The 22,251-nt window shown below is 60.5% G+C and carries 19 protein-coding genes; 8 read left to right on the top strand and 11 right to left on the bottom strand.

Features of this window, described 5'->3' with window-relative positions; genetic code table 11:
- Positions 1-19 precede the first annotated feature (19 nt).
- The gene (gene glpT / locus WA225_RS25810) at positions 20-1,369 is read left to right on the top strand and encodes a glycerol-3-phosphate transporter (protein WP_007911178.1); all 1,350 of its coding nucleotides are present in this window, start codon (positions 20-22) and stop codon (positions 1,367-1,369) included.
- On the opposite strand, the gene WA225_RS25805 is transcribed toward glpT, so the two are convergent.
- The 7 genes from WA225_RS25805 to WA225_RS25775 form a co-directional block, all read right to left on the bottom strand.
- Positions 1,345-2,013, bottom strand: a complete 669-nt coding sequence (locus tag WA225_RS25805) for a gamma-glutamylcyclotransferase (RefSeq protein WP_160059841.1) — start codon at positions 2,011-2,013, stop codon at positions 1,345-1,347. The genes glpT and WA225_RS25805 overlap by 25 nt on opposite strands.
- Before the next feature lie 209 nt (positions 2,014-2,222).
- On the bottom strand, positions 2,223-3,191 hold the full coding sequence (locus WA225_RS25800; RefSeq protein WP_034151997.1) for a CDP-6-deoxy-delta-3,4-glucoseen reductase: 969 nt from the start codon (positions 3,189-3,191) through the stop codon (positions 2,223-2,225).
- Positions 3,191-4,657 carry a 4-hydroxy-3-polyprenylbenzoate decarboxylase gene (gene ubiD / locus WA225_RS25795; protein ID WP_077574985.1) on the bottom strand — a complete coding sequence of 489 codons (1,467 nt, stop codon included), beginning with the start codon at positions 4,655-4,657 and terminating at the stop codon, positions 3,191-3,193. The genes WA225_RS25800 and ubiD overlap by 1 nt, the downstream gene beginning before the upstream one ends.
- A gap of 80 nt (positions 4,658-4,737) precedes the next feature.
- A complete protein-coding gene (locus tag WA225_RS25790; protein WP_422610171.1) occupies positions 4,738-6,693 on the bottom strand; it encodes an acyltransferase family protein in 1,956 nt (651 codons plus the stop codon).
- A 138-nt stretch (positions 6,694-6,831) separates the two neighbouring features.
- Entirely contained in the window at positions 6,832-8,091 is a 1,260-nt protein-coding gene (gene rho / locus WA225_RS25785) for a transcription termination factor Rho (RefSeq protein ID WP_003229334.1), read from the bottom strand.
- 249 nt (positions 8,092-8,340) lie between these two features.
- The gene (trxA, locus tag WA225_RS25780) at positions 8,341-8,670 is read right to left on the bottom strand and encodes a thioredoxin TrxA (protein WP_003206727.1); all 330 of its coding nucleotides are present in this window, start codon (positions 8,668-8,670) and stop codon (positions 8,341-8,343) included.
- Positions 8,671-8,790: 120 nt separating this feature from the next.
- Entirely contained in the window at positions 8,791-9,498 is a 708-nt protein-coding gene (locus WA225_RS25775) for a FadR/GntR family transcriptional regulator (protein WP_422610170.1), read from the bottom strand.
- A 256-nt stretch (positions 9,499-9,754) separates the two neighbouring features.
- Here WA225_RS25775 and WA225_RS25770 point away from each other — a divergent pair, with 256 nt between their 5' ends.
- The 5 genes from WA225_RS25770 (at position 9,755) to ppx (ending at position 14,311) form a co-directional block, all read left to right on the top strand.
- Positions 9,755-10,540, top strand: coding sequence for a transporter substrate-binding domain-containing protein (locus WA225_RS25770; protein ID WP_422610169.1), 786 nt, complete (start codon positions 9,755-9,757; stop codon positions 10,538-10,540).
- Between the two features lie 21 nt (positions 10,541-10,561).
- Complete coding sequence (locus WA225_RS25765) at positions 10,562-11,230, top strand: amino acid ABC transporter permease (RefSeq protein WP_150793753.1); 669 nt, start codon at positions 10,562-10,564, stop codon at positions 11,228-11,230.
- Positions 11,227-11,877, top strand: a complete 651-nt coding sequence (locus tag WA225_RS25760) for an amino acid ABC transporter permease (protein WP_422610168.1) — start codon at positions 11,227-11,229, stop codon at positions 11,875-11,877. Before WA225_RS25765 ends, WA225_RS25760 begins: the two co-directional genes overlap by 4 nt.
- On the top strand, positions 11,864-12,601 hold the full coding sequence (locus WA225_RS25755) for an amino acid ABC transporter ATP-binding protein (protein ID WP_422610167.1): 738 nt from the start codon (positions 11,864-11,866) through the stop codon (positions 12,599-12,601). The genes WA225_RS25760 and WA225_RS25755 overlap by 14 nt, the downstream gene beginning before the upstream one ends.
- A gap of 207 nt (positions 12,602-12,808) precedes the next feature.
- On the top strand, positions 12,809-14,311 hold the full coding sequence (gene ppx, locus WA225_RS25750; protein WP_422610166.1) for an exopolyphosphatase: 1,503 nt from the start codon (positions 12,809-12,811) through the stop codon (positions 14,309-14,311).
- A 260-nt stretch (positions 14,312-14,571) separates the two neighbouring features.
- On the opposite strand, the gene ppk1 is transcribed toward ppx, so the two are convergent.
- A complete protein-coding gene (gene ppk1, locus WA225_RS25745; RefSeq protein ID WP_422610165.1) occupies positions 14,572-16,797 on the bottom strand; it encodes a polyphosphate kinase 1 in 2,226 nt (741 codons plus the stop codon).
- A gap of 18 nt (positions 16,798-16,815) precedes the next feature.
- Complete coding sequence (gene hemB / locus WA225_RS25740) at positions 16,816-17,829, bottom strand: porphobilinogen synthase (protein WP_008084506.1); 1,014 nt, start codon at positions 17,827-17,829, stop codon at positions 16,816-16,818.
- Positions 17,830-18,036: 207 nt separating this feature from the next.
- On the opposite strand from hemB, the gene WA225_RS25735 reads away from it, so the two are divergent.
- Both WA225_RS25735 and elbB read left to right on the top strand, forming a co-directional pair.
- A complete protein-coding gene (locus WA225_RS25735; RefSeq protein WP_422610164.1) occupies positions 18,037-18,687 on the top strand; it encodes a DedA family protein in 651 nt (216 codons plus the stop codon).
- Between the two features lie 277 nt (positions 18,688-18,964).
- Positions 18,965-19,633 (top strand): isoprenoid biosynthesis glyoxalase ElbB, encoded by a 669-nt coding sequence (gene elbB / locus WA225_RS25730; protein WP_422610163.1) that lies wholly within the window; start codon positions 18,965-18,967, stop codon positions 19,631-19,633.
- Positions 19,634-19,761: 128 nt separating this feature from the next.
- Here elbB and WA225_RS25725 read toward each other — a convergent pair whose 3' ends face one another.
- Both WA225_RS25725 and WA225_RS25720 read right to left on the bottom strand, forming a co-directional pair.
- On the bottom strand, positions 19,762-20,217 hold the full coding sequence (locus WA225_RS25725) for a YaiI/YqxD family protein (protein WP_034152009.1): 456 nt from the start codon (positions 20,215-20,217) through the stop codon (positions 19,762-19,764).
- A 105-nt stretch (positions 20,218-20,322) separates the two neighbouring features.
- A complete protein-coding gene (locus WA225_RS25720) occupies positions 20,323-22,218 on the bottom strand; it encodes an FTR1 family protein (protein WP_422610162.1) in 1,896 nt (631 codons plus the stop codon).
- Positions 22,219-22,251 lie beyond the last annotated feature (33 nt).

The raw sequence follows: 22,251 nt of genomic DNA, 5'->3' as shown, positions 1-22,251 counted from the left end.
AGAAATTTGGAGCTCTTGAATGTTTGCTTTCTTTCGACCTGCCGCACATCAGGCTCCATTGCCTGAAGAAAAAATAGACAGCACGTACCGACGCCTGCGCTGGCAGATCTTCGCCGGTATTTTCTTTGGCTACGCCGGTTATTACCTGCTGCGCAAAAACTTCTCCCTGGCCATGCCGTACCTGATCGACGAAGGCTACAGCCGTGGCGATCTGGGTCTGGCGATGTCGGCGATCGCCATTGCCTATGGCCTGTCGAAGTTCCTCATGGGCCTGGTGTCCGACCGTTCCAACCCGCGCTACTTCCTGCCGTTCGGCCTGCTGGTCTCGGCCGGGGTGATGTTCATTTTCGGTTTCGCGCCTTGGGCAACGTCCAGCGTGACCATGATGTTCATTCTGCTGTTCATCAACGGTTGGGCTCAGGGCATGGGCTGGCCGCCGAGTGGCCGGACCATGGTGCACTGGTGGTCGCAGAAGGAACGTGGCGGTGTGGTGTCCGTATGGAACGTGGCGCATAACGTCGGCGGCGGTCTGATCGGCCCGCTGTTCCTGCTCGGCATGGGCTTGTTCAACGACTGGCATGCTGCGTTCTACGTGCCGGCAGCCGTGGCGCTGGGCGTGGCGGTGTTCGCGTTCATCACCATGCGCGACACCCCGCAATCGGTTGGCCTGCCACCGATCGAGAAGTACAAGAACGATTACCCGGAAGGCTACGACGCCAGCCACGAAGACGAATTCAGCGCGAAAGAGATTTTCGTCAAATATGTGCTGCGCAACAAAATGCTCTGGTACATCGCCATGGCCAACGTCTTCGTCTACCTGCTGCGCTACGGCGTGCTGGACTGGGCGCCGACCTACCTGAAGGAAGCCAAGGGTTTCACCGTGGATAAAACCTCGTGGGCCTATTTCTTCTACGAGTGGGCGGGTATTCCCGGCACGCTGCTGTGCGGCTGGATGTCGGACAAGATCTTCCGGGGCAACCGTGGCCTGACCGGCATGGTGTTCATGGCACTGGTGACTGTCGCGACGCTGGTTTACTGGCTGAACCCGGCCGGCAACCCGACCGTCGACATGATCGCGCTGTTCTCGATCGGCTTCCTGATCTACGGCCCGGTGATGTTGATCGGCTTGCAGGCACTGGAACTGGCACCGAAGAAAGCCGCTGGCACCGCTGCGGGTTTCACTGGGCTGTTCGGTTATCTCGGTGGTTCGGTCGCGGCCAGTGCCGCGATGGGCTACACCGTGGACCATTTCGGCTGGGATGGCGGTTTCGTGCTGCTGGTGGGCGCTTGCCTGTTGTCGATGGCCTTCCTGGCCCCGACGCTGTGGCACAAGCAAGTCGCCAGTCAGAGCCGTGAAGCGGTCGCTTGATCGCTTTGTGATTGACAGCGTTTGAGCCGCGCCTCCAGATTGCGATCTGGCATGGCGTGGCTGCGCAGGGCGTGTGCGGTCTGCTCGACATAATCGCGAGTGGTGCCGTAACGCCCACTGGCGCTTTCGAACACCTGGCTCAGCACGTGATCCGGCAAGTTGCCGGCATAGCTGGGCAGGTGCCGCTCCAACACGAATCCCAAGGCCTGAACCTGACTGCCATCTGCGAGCCGGCAGTTGAGCCAGTGTGGCCGATACGACGGCACCGGCATCTCGCGTTTCCACAGCGCATAGAGCGCTGCGTCAAGATTGTCCTCCGGCAAGCGATAAGCAAAGCCGCTGCATGAACCGCCGCGATCCAGACCAAACACCAGCCCCGGCATTTCCGGCGTACCACGGTGCTCGTGCGACCACAGGTACAAACCGCGATGATAGCCATGCACGCGTCCACGCACGCGCTCCACTGCTGAACACTCCGGCCGCCAGATCAGCGAACCGTAGGCGAACAGCCACACCGGCCCGCCCTTGTGGCGCGCCATGGTCGATTGCATGGAAGCGAGAAGTTGTTCGTGCGTCAGCTGCGGCCCAAGATCGAGCCGCGGAGGGTAATTCAAATTCAGAAAAGCGTTTTCAATGGCGCTCATGGCGAATAGCGTTCAGCTCCCCGCGGGTAAAGAATTACTTAATAGAACGCACCGCTGTAACAATAAGGCACATAAGTTTTAAGGCAATTTGGGTGCCATGGCACAGTTCTTAATTGATTGCCTGATTGATATATAACCTAGCGGTATTTATGCAATTACATAAATACCGATCGGCTATATAGAGAGTTATAACGGATTCAGCACGAGGCTCAAGAGCGCGGGGCGTACGCGAACACGTCAGCGCGCATTTGATGGGCGTCCATCCCGGCTTCGACCAAGGCGTCGAGCGTGCCGTAGACCATGGCCGGCGAGCCGCTGGCGTAAACGTGCAGCGGCTTCAGGTCAGGAAAGTCTTCGCAGACTGCCTCATGCAACATGCCGCAGCGCCCTTCCCAACCGCATTGATCGCTGACGACTTTGTGCAGGAACAGGTTGGGCAACTTCAGCCATTCGTCCCAATGTTCGATCTCATAGAAATCTTCCGGACGGCGCACGCCCCAATACAGATGCACGGGATGTTTGAAGCCGTTGGCGCGGCAGTGCTCGATCAGGGCGTGAATCTGGCCCATGCCGGTACCGGCGGCGACCAGCACCAGCGGCCCATCCGGCAGCTCGGCCAGATGCGTATCACCGAATGGCAGCTCGACACGCACCATCGCGTTGCGTTGCAGCTGTTCGATCAGGCTCAGTGCACTGGCTTCGCGCGCCAGCACGTGGATTTCCAGATCACGTCCGCCGTGCGGTGCCGAAGCCATGGAGAACGCCGATTTCTCGCCGTTCTCGCGCTCGATCATCAAGTATTGCCCGGCGTGATAACGCGGCGGCTTGCCGGCCGGGGCGCGCAGACGCACGCGCCAGGTGTCGCCACCGACGTCGCGGCATTCGATGACCTGACACGACAGGCTGCGCACCGGCAGTTCTCCCAGCGCGAGCACGCCATCCCACAGCAGGATGCAGTCTTCCAGCGGCTCGGCTATGCAAGTGTAGAACTCGCCGTGGTCATGCACCTTGCCGTCCTGCGCGACGCTACCTTCAACCAGCAGCGCCGCACACACGTGACAATTACCGTTGCGGCAGCTTTGCGGGCATTCATAGCCCAGGCGCCGCGCGCCATCGAGAATCCGCTCACCGGGCTGTATCTCAAGCACTGCTCCGGAGGGCTGCAGGGTTACACGCATCAATCTATTCCTAACTGATTCCAGATGGCATCGATCCGTTGGGTAACGGCGTCGTCCTTGACGATCACGCGGCCCCACTCGCGAGTGGTTTCGCCTGGCCACTTGTGGGTGGCATCGAGGCCCATTTTCGAACCTAACCCTGAGATCGGCGAGGCGAAGTCGAGGTAGTCGATCGGCGTGTTATCGATCATCACCGTGTCGCGCTTGGGGTCCATGCGCGTGGTGATGGCCCAGATCACGTCGTTCCAGTCGCGGGCGTTGATATCGTCGTCGGTGACGATAACGAACTTGGTGTACATGAACTGTCGCAAAAACGACCAGACACCGAGCATCACGCGCTTGGCATGCCCTGGATACGACTTCTTCATGGTCACGATGGCCATGCGGTACGAGCAACCTTCCGGCGGCAGGTAGAAGTCGGTGATTTCCGGGAACTGCTTTTGCAGGATCGGCACGAACACTTCGTTCAGCGCCACACCGAGGATCGCCGGCTCATCCGGCGGCCGGCCGGTGTAGGTGCTGTGGTAGATCGGTTTGATCCGGTGGGTAATGCGCTCGACGGTGAACACCGGGAAGCTGTCGACTTCGTTGTAGTAACCGGTGTGGTCGCCGTACGGGCCTTCATCGGCCATTTCGCCCGGATGGATCACGCCTTCGAGGATGATCTCGGCGGTGGCCGGCACTTGCAGGTCGTTGCCACGGCACTTGACCAATTCGGTGCGGTTACCGCGCAAGAGCCCGGCGAAAGCGTATTCGGACAGGCTGTCCGGCACTGGCGTCACGGCGCCGAGAATGGTCGCAGGATCAGCCCCCAGGGCCACGGACACCGGGAACGGCTGACCCGGATGCTTTTCGCACCATTCGCGGTAGTCGAGCGCACCGCCACGGTGACTGAGCCAACGCATGATCACCTTGTTGCGGCCGATCACTTGCTGACGGTAGATACCGAGGTTCTGACGATCCTTGTTCGGGCCTTTGGTGACAGTCAGGCCCCAGGTGATCAGCGGGCCGACGTCGCCGGGCCAGCAGGTCTGCACCGGCAGCATCGCGAGGTCGACGTCGTCGCCTTCGATGACCACTTCCTGGCACACCGCGTCTTTGACGACTTTTGGCGCCATCGAGATGATCTTGCGGAAGATCGGCAGTTTCGACCATGCGTCTTTCAAGCCCTTCGGCGGCTCGGGCTCCTTGAGGAACGCCAGCAGCTTGCCGATTTCGCGCAGCTCGCTGACCGACTCGGCGCCCATGCCCATGGCCACCCGCTCAGGGGTGCCGAACAGGTTGCCGAGCACCGGGATGTCGTAGCCAGTCGGCTTTTCGAACAACAGCGCCGGGCCCTTGGCCCGCAGCGTGCGGTCGCACACCTCGGTCATTTCCAGCACCGGCGAGACGGGAATCTGGATGCGTTTCAACTCTCCGCGCTGCTCAAGCTGCTGCACGAAATCCCGAAGATCCTTGAATTTCATTGACGATGGCACCCTCAAAATAGGCGTACATCCTACCTGCTCTGACGGGCAAACAGCAGCCCGTCAGCGCCCGGCATCGCTCAATCCTGGCTCGCACCCAGCAGCAACGGCGCAAACAGCGGGCTCAGTCGGGCGCTGCCGGCGTCTGACAAGTGATCTTCGTCCCGGTACTGCGAATGACCGTTGACCTCGATACTGCAGACCCCGCCCGCGCACATCATCGGTGTCGGATCAATCACATGCACGCCAGGATCGGCAGCGCTCATGGATTCGAACAAGATACCGATGAAGCGCTGCCGCGCCAGATGCTCCTCGAGCGGACGGCCAAGACCTTCGGCCGAGCGCCCGATCCGCGCAAGGCTGGTCAGGCGATTGATGATGCCTTTGCGTTGCAACGGCACTTCCTTGAACAGCCAGACTTGCACACCCGCTTGCCTCAGCGCTGCCACTCGCGCCTTGAGAGCAACAGCCATGCGCTGTTCGGCCTGGGCAGTATCGTCATGGGGATTGAGCAGAACCTTTTTGTCACCGTCCTCGCGGCCATACATGTACAGACTCCAGTTGGACGCCAGCACCACATCCTTGATCCCAAGGCTGCGCACGCGCTCCATGGTCTGCTCGTTGAAATCCTTGCAGCGCTGGCGCGGCTCATCACTGAGAATCGGCGGGCAGGCGCTCATGCTGTAGAGCCATACCGGGCGCCCTTCGCGACGGGCATTGCTCTCGATGGCCGGGAGCAACGCGGCGGTGTGGCTGTCGCCCCAGAACAATTGCGTGGCCGGGACATCTTCATTGCCACCGACCAGGCAGGCCTTGTCCAGTGATTTGTCCTGGGTGACCAACATGCATTTCATTTGCCCGGCCCGCCATTCACGGGACTGTGCGTATTCCAGTGCCTTGCCGGTCAGACGCTGCGGTACACCATCGGCCGAACGGATCGCCGACCCTGTCGCCACCAACACGGCGATTGTCGCAACCGCACCGGCCAACACTGCATTGCGCGAAGCCAACAGGCGCTTTTCCCGGAACGGCAACTCGACATAGCGCAGGCTCAGCCACGCAAGGCCCAACGCCAGAGCGATCCAGCAGATGGCCTCCACAGGCTGGATGCCGTCGATCGAAATGGCATTGGCGTAGACATAGACCGGCCAGTGCCACAGGTACAGCGAGTAAGAGAGCAAACCGACCCAGACCAGCACGCGCAGACTCAACAGTCGCGCCGTCCAACTCGCACCTTGTGCACCCGACCAGATCAGCGCCGTCGTCCCCAACACCGGCAGCAGGGCCGCCCAGCCGGGGAATACTGTGGACTTGTCAAAAGTGAACACCGCAACCAGCACGGCTGACAGCCCGGCGAGGCCGACAGCTTGATACAGCCACGGCCGCACGGGCTGTTTCGGCGCCGGCGTTACCGCAAGCATTGCGCCGCACAACAGTTCCCAGGCCCGGGTCGGCAGCGAGAAGAAGGTGAATTCCGGCTTGTGCTCGATGTAGTGAATGTTCAAGCCGAACGATACCAGCAGTACTGCAAACAACATCCAGCGCCAGTGGCGGACATAACGAATCAGCACGGCCATCAGCAACGGGAAAAAAATGTAGTACTGCTCTTCTACCGCCAGCGACCAGGTGTGCAGCAGCGGTTTCAGGTCAGAAGCCGGCTGAAAGTAGCCGTCTTCGCGCATAAACAGAATGTTGGAGATAAACAGCGACTGATAACGCACCGTTCGTCCCAGTTCGGCATAGTCCTTGGCAGTCAGCAGCAACCAGCCCAACGCCAGCGTGACCACCATGACCACTGTCAGTGCCGGGATGATCCGACGAGCCCGACGGGCCCAGAAATCAATGAAGCTGAAACGCTGCGCGCTGATTTCTCGAAACAGAATACCGGTGATCAGGAAACCGGAAATGACGAAGAAAACATCGACGCCGACAAAACCGCCGCTGAATGTACTGAATCCGAAATGAAAAAGTACGACGGGAATTACCGCCAGAGCCCGTAATCCGTCGATATCACGGCGATTGCCAAACGTGTGCATGAAAAAACCTTACCTGTTCTGGATACAAAATCCCTTGAAGGCGCGAAGTTATCAGCCGCACAAACTTCAATCCAGATACAAATAATCCAAGGCAAAAAAAAGCGCCCTTTCGGACGCTTTTCTCAAACAGCTTTCGTATTACTTGCGCTTCATCGACAAGAAGAACTCGTCGTTGGTCTTGGTCGTTTTCAGCTTGTCGACCAGGAACTCGATGGCAGCCACTTCGTCCATCGGGTGCAGCAGCTTGCGCAGAATCCACATACGCTGCAATTCGTCATCGGCGGTCAGCAACTCTTCGCGGCGGGTGCCGGAACGGTTGATGTTGATCGCAGGGAACACGCGCTTCTCGGCGATCTTGCGATCCAGAGGCAGCTCCATGTTGCCGGTACCCTTGAACTCTTCGTAGATCACTTCGTCCATCTTCGAACCGGTTTCAACCAGCGCGGTGGCGATAATGGTCAGCGAGCCGCCTTCTTCGATGTTACGCGCAGCACCGAAGAAACGCTTTGGCTTCTCGAGGGCGTGGGCATCGACACCACCGGTCAATACCTTGCCGGAGCTCGGGATCACGGTGTTGTAGGCACGGGCCAGACGGGTGATGGAGTCAAGCAGGATCACCACGTCTTTCTTGTGTTCAACAAGGCGCTTGGCCTTCTCGATCACCATTTCAGCAACCTGCACGTGACGGGTCGGCGGCTCGTCGAAGGTCGAGGCAACCACTTCGCCGCGCACGGTGCGCTGCATTTCGGTTACTTCTTCCGGACGCTCGTCGATCAACAGCACGATCAGGTGAACTTCAGGGTTGTTACGGGCGATGTTCGCTGCGATGTTTTGCAGCATGATCGTTTTACCGGCTTTTGGCGGTGCCACGATCAGACCACGCTGGCCTTTGCCGATCGGGGCGCACAGGTCGATCACACGACCGGTCAAGTCTTCAGTGGAACCGTTACCGGCTTCCATCTTCATGCGCACGGTCGGGAACAGCGGGGTCAGGTTCTCGAAGAGAATCTTGTTTTTCGCGTTCTCGGGACGATCGAAGTTGATCGTGTCGACCTTGAGCAGGGCGAAATACCGCTCGCCTTCCTTCGGAGGGCGGATCTTGCCAACGATGGTGTCACCGGTGCGCAAGTTGAAGCGGCGGATCTGGCTTGGCGAGACGTAGATATCGTCCGGGCCGGCCAGGTAGGAAGCGTCAGCGGAGCGCAGGAAGCCGAAGCCGTCCTGGAGAATCTCCAGCACGCCATCACCGGAGATTTCCTCGCCGCTTTTCGCGTGCTTTTTCAGCAGGGAGAAAATCACGTCCTGCTTGCGCGAACGGGCCATATTTTCTATGCCCATCTGTTCGGCCAATTCGAGCAGTTCGGTAATCGGCTTTTGCTTGAGTTCAGTCAGATTCATATAGGAATGACGTAATCATTTATGGAGGGGGGGAAATTAAGCTTTTGGCTTAATGAGGCCGCGCCGCGGAGAAGGCGACAGGATCGCGAACTAATTCGAAAAGGAGTGCGTCGGCGACGGCTAGCAGGGGGCAATGGAGAAACCAGTGCGGGGCCGAATGTACCACCTGAGTTTCGGAGCGTCTAGCCCTGAATACGCAAAAAGCCCCGCTAATTGCGGGGCTTTTTTTCAGGCACTTTACAGCGACGCTTAGATGTTGGCGTCGAGGAAAGCAGCCAGCTGCGACTTCGACAGGGCGCCGACTTTGGTCGCTTCAACGTTGCCGTTCTTGAACAGCATCAGCGTCGGGATACCACGCACGCCGTGCTTGGCCGGGGTTTCCTGGTTTTCGTCGATGTTCAGTTTGGCAACGGTCAGCTTGCCTTTGTAAGTCTCGGCAATCTCGTCCAGAACCGGAGCGATCATTTTGCAAGGACCGCACCATTCAGCCCAGTAATCGACCAGGACAGCGCCTTCGGCCTTGAGTACGTCGGCTTCGAAGCTAGCGTCGCTAACGTGTTTGATAAGATCGCTGCTCATGGAATTCTCCAGGTTGTAAGCAAAAAAACGTGGCCCATCATAGCCGCCCTTCCCCTGTTCAGGAAGCCGCAGTTGATTGAGTCTTGCTATGGCACTCGATGAGTTTGGGTATAGCTCAAGTCACGCCGTGGCGGGGGCGATGAAGGAAATTCCAGTGCGCAGGGCGGCGTTGCGCACGTGCTCCTGCATGGCTTTTTGGGCCGCACCCGACGCCCGGCGCGCGAGGGCCCGGAGGATCTTGCGGTGTTCCTGCCAGGTTTCCATGGCGCGCTCGGCACGGATGAACGGTAGTTTCTGGCTCTCCAGGAACATCTCGGCGCTGGCGGTGAGGATGCTCAGCATCGCCTGATTGCCGCTGGCCAGCAGGATTCGGCGGTGAAATTCGAAGTCGAGTTTCGCGGCGGCATCAAAGTCTCCGGCCTTCAATTGCTCGCGCATGGCCGCGACGTTGTCTTCCAGCGCATCCAGATCGAAGGTACTCAACGTCACCGCCGCCAGGCCTGCGGCAAAGCCTTCCAGCGCATAGCGCAATTGAAAGATGTCCAGCGGCGACGCCTGCGCTGCAAACGACCACCCCGGCGCGCTATCGCCGCGCGACAGCTCCACTGGCGACTGCACGAACACGCCTTTGCCCGGCTGAATACTGACCACACCCAACGCACTCAGCGACGACAGTGCCTCACGCAACGATGCCCGGCTCACGCCCAGTTGCAGCGCCAGATCCCGCTGCGACGGCAAGGCATCGCCCGCGCCGAAACCTTGCTCGGTGATCAGTTTGCGGATCGCTTGCAGCGCCACTTCGGGTACCGCACGGGAAATCGAATTCATGGTTTTTCAGACGCGCCAGGCCAATGTGCGGCTAGTTGTAAAGCTATTCGCCGAGTCCGGCAAGTCGTGCCCCAGTGGGGTTCGGTGCGGCACGCCGATGCGCGATAGCAGTGCGAAAAACAACCTGACTGTTCAGACCAGTAAGACCGAACAAAGCCGCTGAAACCGCGGCCTGTCGCGACGAAAGCCGTGTATTGGCACGGCCCGTGCTCTGTCCGAACGCAGAAATCACTTCCCGCCGATCCGGAGATTTTCCATGACCAAGCGTTACAGCGCCCTCCTCGCCGCCCTGTTTTCCTCTTTGTTGCTCAGCCAGGCTCCCGCTCACGCCGACGGTCTCGACGACGTGGTCAAGCGCGGCACCCTGAAAGTCGCCGTGCCGCAGGACTTCCCGCCGTTCGGCTCGGTCGGCCCGGACATGAAACCTCGCGGTCTGGACATCGACACGGCAAAACTGCTGGCTGATCAACTCAAGGTCAAACTCGAACTGACCCCGGTCAACAGCACCAACCGCATCCCGTTCCTGACCACCGGCAAAGTCGATCTGGTGATTTCCAGCCTCGGTAAAAACCCTGAGCGCGAGAAAGTCATCGACTTCTCCCGCGCCTACGCACCGTTCTACCTCGCCGTGTTCGGCCCGCCAGACGCTGCGATCGCCAGCCTCGACGATCTCAAGGGCAAGACCATCAGCGTCACCCGGGGCGCCATCGAAGACATCGAGCTGAGCAAAGTCGCCCCCGCAGGCGTGACCATCAAGCGCTTCGAAGACAACAACTCGACCATCGCCGCCTACCTCGCAGGTCAGGTCGACCTGATCGCCAGCGGCAACGTGGTGATGGTCGCGATCAGCGAAAAGAACCCGAAACGTGTGCCGGCGCTGAAAGTGAAGCTCAAGGATTCGCCGGTCTACGTCGGCGTGAACAAGAACGAAGCCGCGCTGCTGGCCAAGGTCAACGACATCCTGACCACCGCCAAGGCTGACGGCGCACTGGAAAAGAATTCGCAGACCTGGCTGAAAGAGCCGCTGCCGGCCGATCTCTGATCGACTGCGCGGGAGACCTTCATGGCTTATCAGTTCGATTTCATGCCGGTGGTGCAAAACACCGACCTGTTGCTGCGCGGGGCGCTGTTCACCCTTGAGCTGACGGCCATCGGCGCACTGCTTGGGGTTGGCGTCGGGATTGTCGGGGCGCTGGTGCGAGCGTGGAACATCCGCCCGTTCTCGGCGATCTTCGGCGTCTACGTCGAGTTGATCCGCAACACGCCGTTTCTGGTGCAGTTGTTCTTCATCTTCTTCGGCCTGCCGTCGCTTGGCGTGCAGATTTCCGAGTGGCAGGCGGCGGTGCTGGCGATGGTGATCAACCTTGGCGCCTATTCGACGGAGATCATCCGCGCCGGCATTCAGGCGATTCCGCGCGGGCAACTGGAAGCCGCGGCGGCATTGGCGATGACCCGCTTCGAGGCGTTCCGTCACGTAGTCCTGCTGCCGGCGCTGGGCAAGGTCTGGCCGGCGCTGAGCAGCCAGATCATCATCGTCATGCTCGGCTCGGCGGTGTGTTCGCAGATCGCTACCGAAGAGCTGAGCTTCGCCGCCAACTTCATTCAGTCGCGCAACTTCCGCGCCTTTGAAACCTACGCGCTGACCACGTTGATCTACCTGTGCATGGCGTTGCTGATTCGCCAATTGCTCAATTGGATCGGTCGCCGCTACATCAGCAGGAGCCGCGCATGAGTGACTTCACCTTCTGGGACATCCTGCGCAACCTGCTCGTCGGCCTGCAATGGACGCTGGCGCTGTCGCTGGTGGCGTTTATCGGCGGCGGGATTGTCGGGCTGCTGATCCTGATCATGCGCATCTCGAAAAACGCTGTGTCGAGCAGCATCGCCCGCACCTGGATCGAGCTGTTCCAGGGCACGCCGCTGCTGATGCAGCTATTTCTAGTGTTCTTCGGCGTGGCGCTGGCAGGGATCGAAATCTCGCCATGGATGGCCGCAGCGATTGCCCTGACCTTGTTTACCAGTGCCTATCTGGCAGAGATCTGGCGCGGCTGCGTCGAGTCGATCTCCCATGGCCAGTGGGAAGCCTCAGCGAGTCTGGCGCTCAATCCGCTGGAGCAACTGCGCTACGTGATCCTGCCGCAAGCGCTGCGCATTGCCGTGGCGCCGACCGTGGGTTTCTCGGTGCAAGTGGTCAAAGGCACCGCCGTGACCTCGATCATCGGCTTCACCGAGCTGACCAAGACTGGCGGCATGCTCGCCAACGCCACCTTCGAACCGTTCATGGTCTACGGCCTCGTCGCCCTCGGCTACTTCCTGCTCTGCTACCCCTTGTCCCTCAGTGCGCGCTACCTGGAAAGGAGACTGCATGCCTCTGCTTAGAATTTCCGCCCTGCATAAATACTACGGCGAACACCATGTGCTCAAAGGCATCGACCTCAGCGTCGAGGAAGGCCAGGTGGTGGCGATCATCGGCCGCAGCGGCTCGGGCAAATCCACCCTGCTGCGCACACTTAATGGCCTGGAGTCGATCAACGACGGGGTGATCGAAGTCGACGGCGAATACCTCGACGCTGCCCGCGCCGATCTGCGCAGCCTGCGGCAGAAGGTCGGCATGGTCTTTCAGCAGTTCAATCTGTTCCCGCACCTGACCGTGGGCGAAAACGTCATGCTCGCGCCGCAAGTGGTGCAGAAAGTGCCGAAAGCCAAGGCTGCAGAGCTGGCGCGGGAGATGCTCGAACGGGTTGGCCTTGGAGAAAAATTCGATGCCTTCCCGGATCGCCTCTCGGGCGGCCAGCAACAGCGCGTGGCGATTGCCCGGGCATTGGCGATGTCGCCGAAAGTGTTGCTGTGCGATGAGATCACCTCGGCGCTCGACCCGGAACTGGTCAACGAAGTGCTCAGCGTGGTGCGGCAACTGGCCAGGGAAGGCATGACGCTGATCATGGTCACCCATGAAATGCGCTTTGCCCGCGAGGTCGGCGACAAACTGGTGTTTATGCACCATGGCAAGGTGCATGAGGTGGGCGATCCGAAGGTGCTGTTTGCCAATCCACAGACGGCGGAGTTGGCGAACTTTATTGGCACGGTGGAAGCGACAGCCTGAAGATCTTCTGAGGCAGTGATGCCCTCTTCGCGAGCAAGCTCGCTCCCGCATTGGAATGCGCTCACCTGTGGGAGCAAGCTTGCTCGCGAATGGCCGCGCCGCGATCTGCAGACTTTCTGCGCTGAATCAACGGTTTGAACCGTGCGCGTTGGCGCCAGCGTTTGATCGTGGCACGATGTCGAGGTTATCGACCGAGACCCCCTGACCATGCCGCAATCCCAAGCCAAGAATCTGTCCCTGATCGCCGCGATCGACCTGGGCTCCAACAGCTTTCACATGGTCGTGGCCAAGGCCCAGAACGGCGAAATCCGCATTCTCGAGCGCCTCGGCGAGAAGGTTCAGCTGGCTGCCGGCATCGACGACGAGCGCAAGCTCAACGAAGAATCGATGCAACGCGGCCTCGATTGCCTCAAACGTTTTGCCCAACTGATCAACGGTATGCCGCTGGGCGCCGTGCGCATCGTCGGCACCAACGCCTTGCGCGAAGCGCGCAACCGCCTCGAGTTCATCCACCGCGCCGAAGAAATCCTCGGCCATCCGGTGGAAGTCATCTCCGGCCGCGAAGAAGCGCGGCTGATTTATCTGGGCGTGTCGCACACCCTCGCCGACACCCCGGGCAAACGCCTGGTCGCCGACATCGGCGGCGGCAGTACCGAGTTCATCATCGGCCAGCGCTTCGAGCCGTTGCTGCGCGAAAGCCTGCAAATGGGCTGCGTCAGCTTCACCCAGCGCTACTTCAAGGACGGCAAGATCACCCCGGCCCGCTACGCCCAGGCGTACACGGCGGCGCGGTTGGAGATCATGAGCATCGAGCACGCCCTGCATCGCCTGACCTGGGATGAAGCCATCGGCTCCTCAGGCACCATCCGCGCCATCGGCCTGGCACTGAAGGCCGGCGGCCATGGCACCGGCGAAGTGAACGCCGAAGGTTTGGCCTGGCTCAAGCGTCGCCTGTTCAAGCTCGGCGACGTCGACAAGATCGATTTTGAGGGCATCAAGCCTGATCGCCGGACCATTTTCCCGGCGGGTCTGGCGATTCTCGAAGCGATCTTCGATGCTCTCGAACTGCAACGCATGGACCACTGCGACGGCGCGCTGCGTGAAGGCGTGCTGTACGACCTGCTCGGCCGCCATCACCACGAAGACGTGCGCGAGCGCACCCTGACCTCGCTGATGGAGCGCTACCACGTCGACCTGGAGCAGGCGGCACGGGTTGAGCGCAAAGCCTTGCACGCGTTCGATCAGGTTGCGGTGGACTGGGAGCTGGATGACGGCATCTGGCGCGAACTCCTTGGCTGGGCGGCGAAAGTGCACGAAGTCGGCCTCGACATCGCGCACTATCACTACCATAAGCACGGCGCCTACCTGATCGAGCACTCGGACCTTGCGGGCTTCTCCCGCGAAGACCAACAGATGCTCGCGCTATTGGTGCGCGGCCATCGCCGCAATATTCCCAAGGACAAATTTGCCGATTTCGGTGACGACGGCGACAAGCTGATCCGCCTGTGCGTGTTGCTGCGCTTTGCGATCCTGTTCCATCACATTCGTGGCACCCAGACGATGCCGCAGGTGGTGCTGCATGCGAAGGGTGACAACCTGGATGTGGAGTTTCCGGAGAACTGGCTGGATGAGAATCAGCTGACTCAGGCGGATTTCGGGCTTGAGGCGGAGTGGCTGACGCGGGTGGGGATTGTGCTTACTGTTCACTGAGTAACGGGCAGGCATAAAAAAGGCGATCCGTTGGGATCGCCTTTTTATTGGGTTCGACTTGAGTACAGAGGTGAACCTTCCCCCTCACCCCAGCCCTCTCCCGAGGGAGAGGGAGCCGATTTGTGGACTTTTCAAATCCTGAGTTCGACTCGATTTCTCAGGTCGGCGTATAGCGTAAGACACCTCGGTCAGTCCCCTCTCCCTCCGGGAGAGGGTTAGGCGGGCGGCGTTCCGATGAGGGGCTTGTGACCTTCAAGGCCTCAACTGCTCACCGGCAAAATCGGACTACCCAACCGTTCCAGCAACGTCGCCTGCGCACTCCTCGGGTTCTGATTGCCGGTCGGCGTGTTGCGGATATAACGGCCATCCGACTGCAGGCTCCAGCTGTGGGTGTTGTCGGTCAGGTACAACTCCAGCTCTTTCTTCACCCGGGTCAGCAGCTTTTTGCCTTCGACCGGGAAGCAAGTCTCGACGCGCTTGTCGAGGTTGCGCTCCATCCAGTCGGCACTGGAGAGGAACATCTGCTCATCGCCACCATTGAGGAAGTAGAACACCCGCGTGTGCTCCAGGAAGCGACCGATGATCGAGCGCACGTGGATGTTGTGCGAAACCCCGGCAATCCCCGGGCGCAGGCAGCACATGCCGCGCACCACCAGATCGATGCGCACACCGGACTGGCTGGCCTTGTACAGCGCGCGGATGATCTTCGGATCGGTCAGCGAGTTGAACTTGGCGATAATGTGCGCCGGTTTGCCTTCGACGGCGAACTGGGTCTCGCGGGCAATCATGTCGAGCATGCCCTTCTTCAGCGTGAACGGCGCATGCAGCAGCTTCTTCATGCGCAGGGTTTTACCCATGCCGATCAACTGACTGAACAGTTTGCCGACGTCTTCGCACAAGGCGTCGTCGGAAGTCAGCAGGCTGTAGTCGGTGTACAGTTTGGCGTTACCGGCGTGGTAGTTACCGGTGCCGAGGTGCGCGTAACGGACGATCTCGCCGGCCTCGCGACGCAGGATCAGCATCATCTTGGCGTGGGTCTTGAAGCCAACCACGCCGTAGATCACCACCGCACCGGCCGCTTGCAGACGGCTGGCCAGTTGCAGGTTGGACTCTTCATCGAAGCGCGCACGCAGCTCGATCACCGCCGTCACTTCCTTACCGTTACGCGCGGCATCGACCAGCGCATCGACGATCTCGGAGTTGGCGCCGGAACGGTACAAGGTCTGGCGCACGGCCAGAACGTGTGGGTCCTTTGCCGCCTGACGCAGCAGGTCGACCACCGGGGTGAACGACTCGAACGGGTGCAGCAGCAGGATGTCCTGCTTGCTGACCACGCTGAAAATGTTTTCGCTGTTCTGCAGCAGTTTCGGGATCTGCGGGGTGAACGGCGTGTATTGCAGCTCCGGATGACTGTCCAGGCCGGTGATGCTGAACAGCCGCGTCAGGTTGACCGGGCCGTTGACCTGATACAGCTCGCTCTCGCTCAGGTTGAACTGCTTGAGCAGGTAGTCCGAGAGATGTTTCGGGCAGGTGTCAGCGACTTCCAGCCGCACCGCATCGCCGTAACGACGCGAGAACAACTCGCCACGCAGGGCGCGGGCCAGGTCTTCGACGTCTTCGGAATCGAGCGCGAGGTCAGCGTTTCGGGTCAGACGGAACTGGTAGCAGCCTTTAACCTTCATGCCCTGGAACAGGTCATCGGCGTGGGCGTGGATCATCGACGACAGGAACACATAGTTGTCGCCGGGGCCTCCGACTTCTTCCGGCACCTTGATGATCCGTGGCAGCAGACGCGGTGCCGGGATGATCGCCAGACCGGAGTCGCGACCGAAGGCATCAATGCCTTCCAGCTCGACGATGAAGTTCAGGCTCTTGTTCACCAGCAACGGGAACGGGTGCGTCGGGTCGAGGCCGATCGGCGTGATGATCGGTGCGATCTCGTCGCGGAAGTAGCGGCGTACCCAGGTTTTGAGCTTGACCGTCCAGTTGCGGCGACGGATGAAACGCACCTGATGCTTTTCCAGCTCCGGCAACAGGATGTCGTTGAGGATCGCGTACTGCCGATCCACATGACCGTGCACCAGCTCGCTGATCCGCGCCAGCGCTTGATGCGGTTGCAGACCGTCGGCACCCGCCTGTTCACGGGCGAAGGTGATCTGCTTCTTCAGGCCGGCGACACGGATTTCAAAAAATTCGTCGAGGTTGCTGGAGAAGATCAGCAGGAACTTCAAGCGCTCCAGCAACGGATAAGACTCGTCCAGCGCCTGTTCGAGCACGCGGATGTTGAATTGCAGTTGCGAGAGCTCGCGGTGGATGTACAGGCTGCTGTCATCCAGGCCCGGAATGGCAATAGCCGGCACCACCGCCGCAGGTTCGGCCGCCGGCGCGGGTGGCGCAGGCTCCAATTCCGGCGGGGTCTCGGTGATTTGCTCGACCACCGGTTGAGCTTCTTTTACTGCAACTTCCGTGAGTCCTTCGGTATTCATTGAATGTTCCTGGGAGGGCTATTTCTGCTCTCGTAACAATTGAGCGGCGCGGACAGCAAAGTAAGTCAGGATGCCATCAGCGCCGGCACGTTTAAAGGCGGTCAGTGATTCAAGAATCACCGCCTCGCTCAACCAGCCATTCTGGATCGCCGCCATGTGCATGGCGTATTCGCCGCTAACCTGATAGACGAAGGTCGGCACTTTGAAGGCATCTTTTACCCGGAAAAGAATGTCCAGATACGGCATGCCCGGTTTGACCATGACCATGTCCGCGCCTTCAGACAAGTCCGCACCGACTTCGTGCAGCGCTTCGTCGCTGTTGGCCGGGTCCATCTGATAAGAGGCCTTGTTGGCTTTGCCGAGATTCGACGCTGAACCCACGGCATCGCGGAACGGACCGTAATAGGCGCTGGCGTACTTAGCGGAATAAGCCATGATCCGCACGTTGACGTGACCGGCGATTTCCAACGCTTCGCGGATAGCCTGAATGCGACCGTCCATCATGTCCGACGGTGCAACCACCTGCGCGCCGGCTTCGGCATGGGACAGCGCCTGGCGGACCAGTGCGTCGACGGTGATGTCGTTCTGCACGTAGCCTTCTTCGTCGAGGATACCGTCCTGCCCGTGGGTGGTGAACGGATCCAGCGCCACGTCAGTAATCACGCCCAGTTCCGGGAAACGCTCACGCAGCGCGCGGGTGGCGCGCTGGGCGATGCCTTCGGGGTTCCAGGCTTCAGCAGCGTCGAGGGATTTCAATTCGGGCGGAGTGACCGGGAACAGCGCCAGCGCCGGAATCCCCAGCTCGACCCACTTCGCCGCTTCTTCGAGCAGCAAATCGATGGTCAGCCGCTCTACCCCGGGCATCGAGGCCACGGCTTCGCGGCGGTTTTCACCGTCGAGCACGAACACCGGCAGGATCAGGTCATCGACCGTCAGCACATTTTCCCGCACCAGCCGCCGCGAAAAATCATCACGACGATTGCGACGCAGGCGTGTGGCTGGGAACAGACGGTTGGCGGGGGTAAAGCTCACGGCGGACTCCTGAGCCCGCGCAAACGGGCGAGCGTGACAGTTATAGACGGCCATTATGACCAACAGATGACAGTTGTGTGAGACCTGTGTCACGTAGCCGCATTCCATTCTCAGTGTAGGAATTGTTCACGTCGAGACACATTTGGACACTTTCATGAATGTGTCCGAAGGGTTAGGCTGCGCGTTCATTTCGCCAGCACCCAGACAATGCTCCAACAATTTCTGCATGACTTTGGCTACTTTGCCTTGTTCCTCGGCACGTTCTTCGAAGGCGAAACCATTCTGGTGCTCGCGGGCTTCCTCGCGTTCCGTGGATACATGGACATCAACCTGGTGGTGGTCGTGGCGTTCTTCGGCAGCTATGCCGGCGATCAGCTGTGGTACTTCCTCGGCCGCAAGCACGGGCGCAAGTTGCTGGCGCGCAAACCGCGCTGGCAGTTGATGGGCGACCGCGCGCTGGAGCACATTCGCAAGCATCCGGACATTTGGGTGCTGAGCTTCCGCTTCGTCTATGGCTTGCGCACGGTGATGCCGGTGGCGATCGGCCTGTCGGGGTATCCGCCGGGACGCTATTTGTTGCTCAACGGCATTGGTGCGGCGATCTGGGCCACGGCGCTGGCGGCGGCGGCTTATCACTTCGGCGCGGTGCTGGAAGGCATGCTCGGCAGCATCAAGAAGTACGAGTTGTGGGTACTCGGCGCGCTGTTGATTCTTGGCGTTGGCCTGTGGCTGCGCCGCCGCTTCAAGAATGCGCGGCTGGCCAGGCAGGTTTACGCCGACGAGCAAGCCGCGAAAGCTGCACTGCTGAACCAGGCCGAAGCGGCCAAACCTGCCGAACCGAAGACGCCAGCCGAGTAACTCGCCGGCGACTGGCGTACAGCCCTGCGCACAGCGGGGCTGGTCGCCTCTTTCAGTCATTTATCGCCTCTGCGCTAGCGAACTCCCGTTCGTCAGCGGCGTTTTCACGTCAAAAATCATCCGCTCGTCACGCGACAGACATCCCAAATAATGAACACCCCGCCGTCGTTGCGATCCATGTAGAAAGCGCTCCATACAGGCGCAGCCGCCACTTAAGCCTATGGCAACGCGCGACAATTTAGTGGACATTTAGCGCCATGAATCTGGAGAGAAACCCATGAGCAAAAAAGTTGCAGTGATCCTGTCCGGCAGTGGCGTCTACGACGGCGCCGAGATCCACGAAAGCGTCATCACCCTGCTCCGTCTCGACCAACGCGGCGCCCAGGTGCAGTGCTTCGCCCCGAACATCGCGCAATTGCACGTGATCAACCACCTGACCGGCGAAGAAATGCCGGAGTCGCGTAACGTCCTGGTGGAATCGGCGCGCATCGCTCGTGGCAACATCAAAGACATCCGCGAGGCCGACGTCGACGACTTCGATGCGCTGATCGTGCCCGGTGGTTTTGGTGCAGCGAAGAACCTCTCGAACTTCGCCGTCGAAGGTGCTGGCTGCAGCGTGCAGCCTGAAGTATTGGCTTTGGCAGAGGCATTTGCCGAAGCAGGCAAGCCAGTCGGCCTGATGTGCATCTCGCCGGCCTTGGCCGCGAAGATCTATGGCCCGGGCGTGACCTGCACCATCGGCAACGATACCGATACCGCCACGGCAATGAACAAGATGGGCGCCACCCACGAAGACTGTGCAGTGACCGATATCATCGAAGACAAGGCGCGCAAACTGGTGACCACTCCGGCGTACATGCTCGCGCAGAACATCAGCGAGGCCGCCTCAGGCATCAACAAACTGGTCGACCGCGTACTCGAACTGACCCACGAAAACGACGCCTGATTCCCCGTAGTACAAAAATCCCAATGTGGGAGCGAGCTTGCTCGCGAAAGCGGTGTGTCATTCAACACAGCGTTGCGTGATCTGGCGCCTTCGCGAGCAAGCTCGCTCCCACAGGTTTTGTGTACCGCTCAAGATTGGCGCGATAGCCGGGTCAGGATCCGGTCCAGCGCATTGGCAAACGCCTGTTTCTCGCGATCGCCAAACGGCGCCGGGCCGCCGCTCATCTGGCCCTGTTCTCGCAAGTCGGTGAACAGGTTGCGCACCGCCAACCGTTCACCCATGTTCTGCGCATCGAACTCCTTGCCGCGCGGGTCCAGCGCCGCCACGCCTTTCTTTACCAAACGATCGGCCAGGGGAATATCGCTGCAAATCACCAGTTCACCCGGCACCGCGTGCTCGACCAGATAATCGTCCGCTGCGTCCGGGCCGCTCGGCACCACGATCAGTTTGACGATGGCCAGCCCGGGCTTGATCTGCGGCTGCCCGGCCACCAGCACCACTTCGAACTGGCGCTTGAGGGCAAACTTCACCACCAGATCCTTCGCCGCCCGCGGACAAGCGTCGGCATCGATCCATACACGCATTTTCCCAACCTCCAAAAACAATTCGCGAGCTAGCTCACTCCCACAAGGGTAACGCTAAACCTGTGGGAGCGAGCTTGCTCGCGAATGTGAGCGCAGCGAATGCTGTTAAGCGACTACCCGCCGCTTCTCCGCCACCCAACTACGCCCATACAACACAACAATCGCCAGAATCGCCACCGCCTGCGCCGTCAACGAATACGCATCGGCATGAATCCCCAGCCAATCGAACTCAAAGAACGCCACCGGCCGCGTGCCGAAGATCCCGGCTTCTTGCAACGCCTTCACACCATGCCCGGCAAATACCACCGACAGTGCGCACAACAGCGCCGCGTTGATGCTGAAGAACAGCGTCAGCGGCAGTTTCGCCGAACCGCGCAGGATCACCCATGCCAGACCGACCAGCAGTACCAGCGCCGTCGCACCACCGGCGAGTACCGCGTCATGCCCGGCAGGACCGGCCTGCAACCACAGGGTTTCGTAAAACAGGATCACTTCGAACAACTCGCGGTACACCGAGAAGAACGCCAGGATCGCGAAGCCGAAACGTCCGCCACCACCGACCAGACTGCTCTTGATGTAATCCTGCCAGGCGGCGGCATGTCGGCGGTCGTGCATCCACACACCGAGCCACAACACCATGACGCTGGCGAACAACGCCGTTGCGCCTTCCAGCAGTTCACGCTGCGAACCACTGACGTCGATCACGTATGCCGCCAGCGCCCAGGTGCCAAGGCCCGCCAGCAGCGCCAGGCCCCAACCGACGTTGACGCTGCGCACCGCCGATTGCTGGCCGGTATTGCGCAAGAAGGCGAGGATCGCCGCCAGCACCAAAATCGCTTCCAGACCTTCGCGCAGCAGAATCAGCAAACCGGAGATGTAGCTCAGCGACCAGCTCAAGCCGTCACTGCCGAGCAACCCGGCGGACTCTTTAAGCTTGGCCTTGGCCGCGTCGAGGCGCTGCTCGGCCTGCTCGACCGGCAAGCCGTCCTGCAACGATTGCCGATAGGCCATCAGGGATTTTTCGGTGTCTTTGCGCACGTTGGCGTCGACGTTATCCAGCGAGCTCTCGACCAGCTCGAAGCCTTCCAGATAGGCCGCAACCGACAGGTCGTAAGCCTGATCGTGTTCACCGGCGCGATACGCGGCCAGGCTCTTGTCCAGCGTCGCCGCGGTGTAGTCGAGCAACTGCGCCGGGCCACGCTTGACCTGCGGCGGCTGCGCGCGTTGCGCACGGAAGGTCGCTGCGGCTTGCGCGCCTTCGGCGGTCTGCACTTCGGCCGGGGTCTGGCGCGCCAGATCGGCGATGTTGTAGGTCTTGTCGGATTTGGCCGCCGCCGGATCGGCGCTGAAGCCGGCAATGTAAGTCGCCAGATCCCAGCGCTGCCGATCATCGAGCTGATCGGCAAACGCCGGCATGTCGGTGCCTTCGACGCCTTGGCCGAGGGTGTTGTAGATCGCATACAGACTCAGATGATCCAACCGCGCCGCATCCCGCAGATTGGCCGGTGCCGGGCTCATGCCGAGCCCCGCCGGGCCGTCACCGGCACCGCTGGCGCCGTGGCACACCGAGCAATTCTGCGCATAGAGTGGCGCACCCCGGGTGGGATCGGGGGTGATGATCGGCGCCTGGCTGACTTCATAGGCCACCGCCAGTTGCGCGCCCAGTTGCCGGGCCTGACGAGCCACTTCGGCACCGTCCTGTTTCGCACTGATTGCGTTATGCAAGGCTTCGACGCCCTGCTCCAGCGCAGCCTTTTCCGGCTTGGCGGGCATGCCGGCGATCAGGCCTTGCAGCGCCTGGGTGAACTCCAGTTGCTCACGATATTCGGCGTCATCGACGACGGTTCCCGCCTCGACCGTCGGCGGGTAATCCGCGCTGATGTAATCGAGCAGGTGCAGCGCTTGCGGCGCGCCTTCCACGGTATCGGCCAGCAGATTGAAACTGCTCAGGGCACACAACGGGAACACCAGCCAGGCCAGAAATCGGGACGAGGCAGTCATGAAAGAGTCTCAAATGGAAATGCGAAGTTACAT

The sequence above is a fragment of the Pseudomonas sp. genome, assembly GCF_049300855.1.
In the GTDB taxonomy this organism is placed as follows: Bacteria; Pseudomonadota; Gammaproteobacteria; order Pseudomonadales; family Pseudomonadaceae; genus Aquipseudomonas.
Note: the sequence above shows the minus strand (reverse complement) of the source record. Positions and strands in the feature narration are given on the sequence as shown.